This window comes from Rhodococcus tukisamuensis NBRC 100609 (assembly GCF_001894985.1).
In the GTDB taxonomy this organism is placed as follows: Bacteria; Actinomycetota; Actinomycetes; order Mycobacteriales; family Mycobacteriaceae; genus Rhodococcus_G; species Rhodococcus_G tukisamuensis.
On the sequence record NZ_BCXG01000049.1, the window covers coordinates 1 to 9,027 of the forward strand.

A 9,027-nucleotide genomic window follows, 5' to 3' on the forward strand; every position below is an offset into this window, starting at 1 on the left:
TGCGCCGAATCGTCGTGCTGGCGAGTTGGGCTTCCCGGCGCGCGCGTGATTCTTGTTCACACCCACCACAGCGCAATCGACAACACATAGCCTTCAACTACTTCAGGAGAACTCATGTCTAATATTTCTACCTTGAGCCAGCTCTTCGCCCTGGACTCTTTGCTCATTCCAGAGGAAATCGAGATTCGCGACACCGTCCGCAAGTTCGCGAACGAGCGGATCCGGCCCCACGTTGCCGAGTGGTTCGAGTCGGCGAAGTTGCCCGCCCGTGAACTGGCTCGCGAGCTGGGCGGGCTCGGAGTTCTGGGCATGCATCTCGATGGCTACGACTGCGCCGGTATGAGCGCCACCGCCTACGGCCTGGCATGTCTCGAGCTTGAAGCGGTGGACTCCGGCATCCGCAGTCTCGTGTCCGTCCAAGGCTCCCTCGCGATGTTCTCCATCCACCACTGGGGCAGTGAGGAGCAGAAGCAGGAATGGCTGCCTCGGATGGCCTCCGGCGAGGCGATCGGCTGCTTTGGCCTGACCGAACCGGACTTCGGCTCCAACCCCGCCGGCATGCGCACCAATGCGAAACGAGACGGCGACGACTGGATCCTCAACGGCACCAAGATGTGGATCACAAACGGCTCGATTGCCGACGTCGCCGTCGTGTGGGCGCAGACCGACGAGGGCATCCGCGGATTCGTGGTCCCCACCGACACCCCCGGATTCTCCGCACCCGAGATTCATTCCAAGTTGTCACTGCGGGCCTCGGTCACCTCTGAGCTCGTATTCGACGGCGTGCGCCTTCCTTCCAGCGCGATGCTCCCGCTCGCGAAGGGTTTGCGGGGCCCGCTCACGGCGCTGGGTGAGGCGCGATTTGGCATCATCTTCGGTGCAATGGGCGCGGCCCGCGATTGCCTCGAAACCGCGATCGACTACTCCCAGACCCGCGAGGTCTTCGACAAGCCGCTCGCGGCGTACCAGCTGACCCAGGCGAAGATCGCCGACATGGCACTCGAGGTCGGCAAGGGTCACCTCCTTGCCTACAACCTGGGTCGAATCAAGGACCGCGGTGAAATCACCCCCGAGCAGGTCAGCACTGGCAAGCTGAACAGCGTGCGTGAAGCCATCGCCATTGCTCGCGAGTGCCGCACCATCCTCGGCGCCAACGGCATCACCCTCGAGTATCCCGTCATCCGCCATGCCAACAACCTCGAATCCGTCCTCACCTACGAGGGCACCTCCGAAATGCACCAGCTGACCATCGGCAAGGCGCTGACGGGCGAGGCGGCATTCCGGTAACTGGCGCCATCAGGGCCGATGATCACCGGAATGGCTGCCCTATCGGTGGGTTGCGAGGCGGGTTGCCCGTCTGCAAGGAGATGAGTCTCTTCTGGTCGTGTTGGTGGGCTCGGCGGATCGCCGAGCCCACCAACATCGTCTGTTTTCGGCAGTTCTGCCGCTGGCAACCAGAGCGGCGGCCCCATCGCCGATCCCTCCGCCCGGATTCACAAGGGGATTCGAGCCTGCTCACGTCCGACCCGTAGCGGGTCGGCTGCCGGCGTTCTCCGCTGCATGGACATTGAGCTGCGGCCGATGCCGTCCCGCTCGAGGGCGGGTCTGCCGATATCGGATTGTTCGACCAGATGCGGGCACACCGGTCTTCGCGTCGGCCGTCATTTCCGCTACCTCCGACAGCGCTGAGCAGTCGTCGCCGCCGGTGCCGGGCCTTCAGCAACGGCCAAACGCAGCAGTGGAACGAGGAGAAACCTGCCGGTCAGGGCCTCGGCAGGTTCCGGAGCCGACCGGGAATCTTCGTATGACCTCGGGCCTCAACAATGTCGCGCCCGAAATGTAAAGCGGGTAGCCCATCAGGTTAAGCGCGCCTCCCGGGCAGCCCCTAGTGTTACCTGCATCACGTACCGACCCAATTGGGTTCTATGGCACAGGCATTGACAGATACGAGCGCCGTCACGGCCAGTGGCTGTCCCGGCGCACTCTGGCCCCGCACCTTGGGTACTTCCTGTCCCCCCTGTTGAACACCTCTGTTGAAATGGAGTTGCACCATGTATTTCCAAGACGATTCGCTGTTCCCCGATTGCCAGGAGAAGCTGGTCATCACGGCGGCGCCCTACGGCTCGGAATGGGAGCTCGAAGGCGTCCGCGATGACCTGCCGATGACGATTGACGAGCATGTCCAGGCGGCAGTGGACTGCTACGAGGCAGGCGCCTCCGTCCTGCACATCCGCGTGCGCGAGGACGACGGGACGAACAGCAAGCGCCTGTCGAGGTTCAATGAGCTGCTCAGCCGGCTCCGCGAAGCCGTGCCGGACATGATCCTGCAGGTGGGCGGGTCGATCTCGTTCGTCCCGGAAGGCGATGGCGCGGACGCGAAGTCGCTGGCCGACGACCCTCAGCACCTGATTGCCACGCTCGATCCGAAGCCCGACCAGGTCACCGTCACGGTCTCGACCAAGCAGATGAATGTCACCGACATGATGTCTCCGGAGGAGATCGCGGGAACCTCGCTCGAGCGACCCGAGGTGTGGGAGGCCTACCGGGAGAGGGTGGTGGCGGCTGGGCCCAGGTGGGTCGAGGAGCACCTGCGGCGCCTGCAGGCCGCGGGAATCCAGCCGCAGTTCCAGGTGCCGGGGATGCAACACCTCGAGAAGATCGAGCGGTTGATCAGAACTGGTACCTACACCGGCCCGTTGGTGCTTACGTGGGTGGGAATCGGTGGCGGCGGCGAAGGGCCCAACCCGTACAACGTCATGAAATTCATCCAGCGCGTCCCGGACGGTGCGGTGATCACGCTCGAGAGTCTGATGCGCTCGGTGCTGCCGATCAACAACATTGCGATGACGTTGGGGCTGCACGCCCGTTGCGGCAACGAGGGCAACCTGTGGGGGCATCGAGGCGAGCGGATGACCTCGGCCGAGCAGGTCAGGCAGTTGGTGCGGATCGCGACCGAACTCGGCCGTGAGGTGGCCAATGGCAAGGAGGCGCGTGAGATCTACAAGCTCGATGAGCGCTACGCCGGTGTAGATGAGACGTTGGCCAGGATCGGGTACTCCCCCAACCGTCGACCCGGCGAGTTCGGTTTCACGCAGCGCGCCTGACTTCATCGTTGCAGTGCACGACTGTGACGGGGCGGGCAGGTGTCCTGCCCGCCCCGCGCAGCACACAGTCGGCGCTTCGAGAAGTGGCTTGATCGGGATAGCGCTGACCGCCGCGCAGCGACTGCGGGGAAATTGTTGAAAGTCCAAAGTCTGGAACAGGTTCCACACTTAGCGAGTGGAGTAGCAATGAGTATCACCGATCAACTGTCTTCCACTTCCCCCGTGGCAGAAGCGCCTCGGGACAAGCCCAGTCGATGGTGGCAACTGGGCGGGGAAACATTGACCGTACGCGGCTGGCAGATCATCATCCTCGTGGCATGGCTGGGGCTGTGGCAGTTGACCACGATGAACAAGTGGATCGACCCGGTGTTGGCCAAGACCCCGGCGCAATCCTGGAACTACTTTGTGAGCGCTCTCGAGTCCGGCGAGCTTGTGGACAACACCGGCTACACGATGATGGCCGTGGCCATCGCCTGGATTCTGGCCGGCACCGCAGGCGTGATCGCGGGCCTGGCACTCGGCCTGCTGCCCAAGGTCGAGCGCGTGACGACGCCATTTCTCGACGCGGCCAACGCGATGCCACGCATCGCGCTCGCCCCCCTGTTCATCGTGGCCTTCGGCATCAACACCACCGCGAAGGTCGCCCTGGCCGCGACGCTGGTGTTCTTCATCGTCATGTCGAGCGCCCGGGCCGGCGTCCAGTCCACCGACTCCGAATGGCTCCGACTGTCCGCTGTGCTCGGAGCCAAGAAGCCGCAGTTGTTCTTTAAGGTGCTCTTCCCCGTGGCGACGCCGGCGATCTTCGCCGGCATGCGACTGGGCCTGATCTACTCGCTCCTGGGTGTGGTTGGCTCCGAGTTGATCTCGGCGAAGAACGGGCTTGGCCAGTTGGTCGCCACCTACTCGGCGACGTACCGCATGGAGGCGGTCTACGCCATCCTGCTGTTCCTGGCAATCATCGCGGTCGTACTCAACCAGGCAATGGGAATTGCGGAGCGCAGGTTCCTGCGTTGGCAGCCCCCCGCCGATCACTGACCGAATCCCTATGTTCCACAATGAGTCTGGAGATATCCCGATGATGTCAACTATTGTGAGCGAGCGGCGAGAAGCCGCGGCGACACCGAAGGCCCCAACGAAGGACGCCATCAAGTTCGAGGACGTTCGCGTGACATTCCCGCACCCGCAGGGCGGCACCAGGACCGTGCTGGACAACGTGAACCTGAATATCCCCGCCGGGGAGTTCGTCGCGATCGTCGGGCGCAGTGGATGCGGCAAGACGACCCTGCTGAATATGGTCGCCGGGCTGGTCGAGCCGTCGGCCGGCAAGGTCTCCGTGATGGACAAGACGCCGCGAGAGGGGCGTGAGCACCTCGGTTTCATGCTGGCTCGTGACGCGCTGTTCCCGTGGCGCAACGCAATGCGGAACGTCGAGTACGGACTGGAGCTGCGTGGAATGGGCAAGGCCGACAGGAAGGCGACGGCGCGGCGCTGGCTCAAGGCCGTGCACCTGGGCGATGCCGAGGGTCTGTGGCCCTGGCAGTTGTCGCAGGGCATGCGTCAGCGTGTCGCGCTGGCCCGGACCTGGGCGCTGGACCCCGACGTGCTGCTGATGGACGAGCCATTCGCGGCACTGGACGTCAACACCCGCCAGTCGGTACAGCAGGAGTTCCTGGAGCTCTGGCAGCGCGAGGCGCACCGCACCGTCCTGTTCGTGACCCACGACCTCGGTGAGGCCGTGGCGCTAGCCGACCGCATCGTGCTGATGGGCGATGGTCAGGTGCTCGACGACGTCAAAGTGGGTATCGAGCGGCCTCGCGATCTGTCGACGATCACCACGCATCCTCGCTACATCGAGGTCTACGAGCGCATGCGCACTCGCCTCCACTAGTCCCACCGCCACCAACAGAAGCCATCAAGGAGTACCCGTGAAAACTCGAAGCCGTCACCTCGCGAAAGTTGTTGGCGCATTGGCGCTCGCCGCGACCCTAGCCGCGTGCGGCAGCTCGTCCACGGCCGCCGTCGACTCGGATGGTCTGACGAAGCTCGCCGTTGGAAACTTCTCCGCCAACACGCTCACCTTCCCGTATGTCATCGCGAATGAGCAGGGCCTCTTCAAGGATGAGGGCATCGTGACGGAGACCGTCAATGCGAAGTCCAGTGCGGAGCTGACGGCCACGCTCATCGGCGGCTCCACGCAGATGGCGGTGGGCACGCCGGAGAACGTCATGGCGGCGATGGACCAGGGGCAGGGCCTGGTGGCGGTTGCGCCCTTCGGCAAGATCGACATGGCGCTGGTAGTGCCCGGGGACAGCTCGATCACCGACGTCAAGCAGTTGGCGGGCAAGCAGATCGGCGTCGTCCAGCGGGGCACGTTCTCCGAGCGGTTCGCGCGGGAGATCCTGGCCCAGAACGGGGTGGACCCGGAAGGCGTCACCTATGTCGCGGTCGGCGGTGGTGTGACGATGGAGCCGGCGCTGCGCAGCGGCAAGGTCGATGCCACCGTTGCCGCCACGTCCTCCGTCGTGCTGATCAAATCGCACGGACTGGACCTCAAGGCCCTCGTGAACACCATGGACGGCACCGCGGGCGCTGTGGGCGAGTACGGACTGCAGACATTCTGGACGACGACCGACGCATTCAAGCAGGCCAACCCCGATGTGGTGCAGGGCTTTTGCCGAGCGATGGCCAAGGCGACGAACTGGATCGCGGACGATGTCAACCGCGACGCCGGGATGCGGTCTTTGGAGAAGCTCCTCGACGTCTCGACCGAGAATGCGGGACATATCTGGGACCAGGTCCACACGTCGTGGTCTACCAGCATCGCTGCCGAACAGTGGCAGAAGAACATCGAGATGACGCTGGGCGCTGGCTCGACCGCCGTGCCGTTCGCAGATCACGTGGACACCAGCTGCAAGTAGTCCATACCAGCTTGGATGTGGCTAGGGCTGACAATCAATTGTCGGCCCTAGCCACATCTTTCGTGTGGTGCCCGTGTCGGCCTGATCGGTTTCGGATTAGCGGGTTGAAGGCCTGAAATCCGCCTACAGCGCCCGTCCGCCACCCGCTGCCAGCGGTACGGCCGGGGTTCCACTGCACCAGAAGAAAGTTCGCCTCTTTCGTGTCGTCTGAACTGGTCCCCGCCGGTCACAACGGGGCGGGAAGGGCTCCGAGTCTGGTCAGTCCGGTAGCGCACGGGCCGCCTCGGCGATGATGTACGCGTCTCGGGCGGGGGGGGTGGTTTGCCGGCTGGTCCACGAACCAGCGCCGTGCCGTGGGAGGTCAAGGTGTCGAGGATGGCGCGCAGCCGCGCCTGGTCTCCGGGAAGGGCACTGGCGAAGGGCCGCTGCCCGTCCGATCCAGTTCCACCGCATGGTGATTCGATTTCGTCCAGCCGCTGATCGTGCCCGAGGTGCCGGCGCTGCGTCGGACTCAAACTGGGCGCCGATCGCGACGAGGTACGCGCGCTACCGGACCGGTTCCCCAACGCCGCGGCACCCCGCCGCAGCGTGGTGCTGATCCCTTCGGGAGGCACGCCGTGTTGGACCTGCGCGCGGTCGGGATCTTCTCCGCCTCGGGCGAGGCGGGCACCGTGGAGTCGGCGACCACGACCGCCGTGCCGCCCGCCGATCCGCCGGGGAGTTGTCCTGCCGCTCCGGCGTCACCCGCTCGTCCGCCCAGCAGGACTCGCCGCCAAGGAGTCGAGGACGTAGCACCATGGCCAGGACCTCGTTGTACGCCGCTTGGTCACGGGGATTCTTGATTTGGCAGGCTGGGCTGGAGCGCGCGGAGCATCTCCGCGGGGACCCGCCGCCCCGGCACCGGCGGCAGCTGAATCGGCGGAAGGCCCGGGATCTCGATGGCCGGTGCCGCGCTCAGGGGCGAGGGTAGGACCGACACCGAAGTCGGGGTCCGCGCCGAGGGCGGGGCCCGCAAGACACCGACTCGACCCGCCGCCGGATTCGCGCGAATGTCCCCCATCCATGATTATCGCGACACGTGATTCAATCGATTTCTCCGAAACGAGACCGGACTCGGCCCGAGGACGCCCGAGGCGGGCCCGGTTCCGCGGCGATTCGAGAACTGATGAGTATTTTGTTCACTGCGGTTTCGCGATATTCAACCGAGGACTTCGAGATCTGGCGGTCTCACGCCTTTAGGTTTTTATTGCGGTTTTGGTGGCGTCACGTTCGGCGAATCATCATACCGTCCCGGTCGGGATTTGCGATTAGTAGTGCCACAATTCCTGCAACGACGACCCAGACACCGGACCCCTGGAAAGCGAGCGCATAGCCGGCGGCAGGCGTATCGGCGTGGTCGACGACCACGCCAGTTGCGTACGGAGCGATGAGGCCGCCGAGGGCCATGAGTGCCATGTACATGCCCATGGTCCCAGCGGTCTGCTGCGGCGGGCACAGCTCAGAAACGGCGGAATGAAGCAGTGGTACTGCGACCATGCCTGCGCCATACCCGATGGTCAGCACGATGACAGTCGCAATGGGGACATCAATGAGCGGAAGCGTGATCAGCACTTCGCCGCATACGAGCACGCCCGCGCAGGCAACCCCGATTCGGGCGATTCGTGAGGAGACATGACGTTGAATCAGTCGGTCGGTGACTGCGCCGGAGGCAATCATCGTGGTCAAGGCCGCGAGAGAGGGGAGCGCGAACAAGGATCCGGCCTGCATGGCGGAGTAGCCCAGACCCAGTTCAAAGTAGGAGGGTAGCCAGGTGAGCACGATGGTGGTCAGAGCGTAGAGAGACATCGCCAGGAACGTACAGGCGATGAATGTACGAGATAGAAAAATGCGCCGCCAAGGGACCGAAGGCTCCCTGGAGGATTCGGCCACGAAAGCCGTCGGCGAATCGGTATCGGCGTCTGCCGCGGTTAGCGTGGTGAATGGGCCTTCCTTCCAGCCGACCAGCCAGAACGCTGCCCACACAACTCCAATTGCGGAAATCGCCAAAAGCGTGACACGCCAGCCGTACTCGATGGAAATGTAGGCGAGGACTGGAGCAAAGAGAATCTTTGCCACCGAGGCGGAGCTGCTGAGTATCGCACTGACCAGGCCACGCTTCGCAGGCGGGTGCCAGGAGTAGGCCGCCGTGTGAATAAGCGCGGTCGACGGACCTTCGGCCAGCCCAAGCGCCATCCGGCCAGCAATCAGTACAGCAAAGGTGGCCGTAAACACCAGCGGCAGCATGACTACGGACCAGATGAGCGCAAGCGCCAGCAGGGCCCATCGAAGTGTGAGGTACTTGTTCAACGGGCCGGCTAGGAAACCGCCGATTGCGAACGTCGTGAAGAACAACGAACCAACAAGACCAATCTGTGAAGAACTGAGACCCAGTTCTCTGGCGAGAGGCTGGGCAATGATTCCCAGGACTGCCTTGTCGGCATAGTTGACGGTGTAGAGAAATACAACTAGGCCCGTCATTCCCCATGCCCGCTTCCCCGTCACGACGGGGGTTATTTTCCTGGGCGATTCGGGAAGACCGATCGGGTGAGCTCGGAGCGTATTGAGATTGGTCATGGGAAACCCTTCATGAGACCAACAGCGGAGAAATTCTGTAACGACTCGGTTACCTGGTAATCGCTTTTCACCACCGGTGATACGGGATGTTTCGCGCAGAAGGGCCGTCCACGGCTAAGCAGCGGGGAGGCCATCGATGTGTCAGCGGTCACAACGTACATCTAGATGCGACTAGCTGCAAGCCTCAATATTTGCGCCGGTCGGGTGCCCGAAGTGTCAAGTGGCGCGCCCGCCAGGTTAAGCGCGGTCGTTGAATCGTTTCTAGTGTTGCTTACATCACGTCGAGACCGAGGAGTGGCGTGGCGCATGTGGTAGCCGGTGCGGCGGCAAGCAGGGCCACCAGCGATCGCCGCTCCAGCTGAGTCCCTCGGGCGCTGGCCAACTTCAAAGAT

The 9,027-nt window shown here is 63.7% G+C and carries 6 protein-coding genes; 5 read left to right on the forward strand and 1 reads right to left on the reverse strand.

All coding sequences use genetic code 11. The features are described 5' to 3' along the window. Positions 1 to 114: 114 nt before the first annotated feature. From RT2_RS24795 to RT2_RS24815, 5 genes are all read left to right on the forward strand, one after another. Positions 115 to 1,287, forward strand: a complete 1,173-nt coding sequence (locus tag RT2_RS24795; RefSeq protein WP_072847470.1) for an acyl-CoA dehydrogenase family protein — start codon at positions 115 to 117, stop codon at positions 1,285 to 1,287. Between the two features lie 764 nt (positions 1,288 to 2,051). Continuing rightward, a complete protein-coding gene (locus RT2_RS24800) occupies positions 2,052 to 3,104 on the forward strand; it encodes a beta-keto acid cleavage family enzyme (protein ID WP_072847471.1) in 1,053 nt (350 codons plus the stop codon). Between the two features lie 186 nt (positions 3,105 to 3,290). Further along, entirely contained in the window at positions 3,291 to 4,139 is an 849-nt protein-coding gene (locus RT2_RS24805; protein ID WP_245709231.1) for an ABC transporter permease, read from the forward strand. Between the two features lie 55 nt (positions 4,140 to 4,194). Continuing rightward, positions 4,195 to 4,992 (forward strand): ABC transporter ATP-binding protein, encoded by a 798-nt coding sequence (locus RT2_RS24810; RefSeq protein WP_245709230.1) that lies wholly within the window; start codon positions 4,195 to 4,197, stop codon positions 4,990 to 4,992. 37 nt (positions 4,993 to 5,029) lie between these two features. Then, on the forward strand, positions 5,030 to 6,022 hold the full coding sequence (locus RT2_RS24815; protein ID WP_169888583.1) for an ABC transporter substrate-binding protein: 993 nt from the start codon (positions 5,030 to 5,032) through the stop codon (positions 6,020 to 6,022). 1,263 nt (positions 6,023 to 7,285) lie between these two features. On the opposite strand, the gene RT2_RS24820 is transcribed toward RT2_RS24815, so the two are convergent. Continuing rightward, positions 7,286 to 8,635 (reverse strand): MFS transporter, encoded by a 1,350-nt coding sequence (locus tag RT2_RS24820; RefSeq protein WP_245709229.1) that lies wholly within the window; start codon positions 8,633 to 8,635, stop codon positions 7,286 to 7,288. Between the last annotated feature and the right edge of the window lie 392 nt (positions 8,636 to 9,027).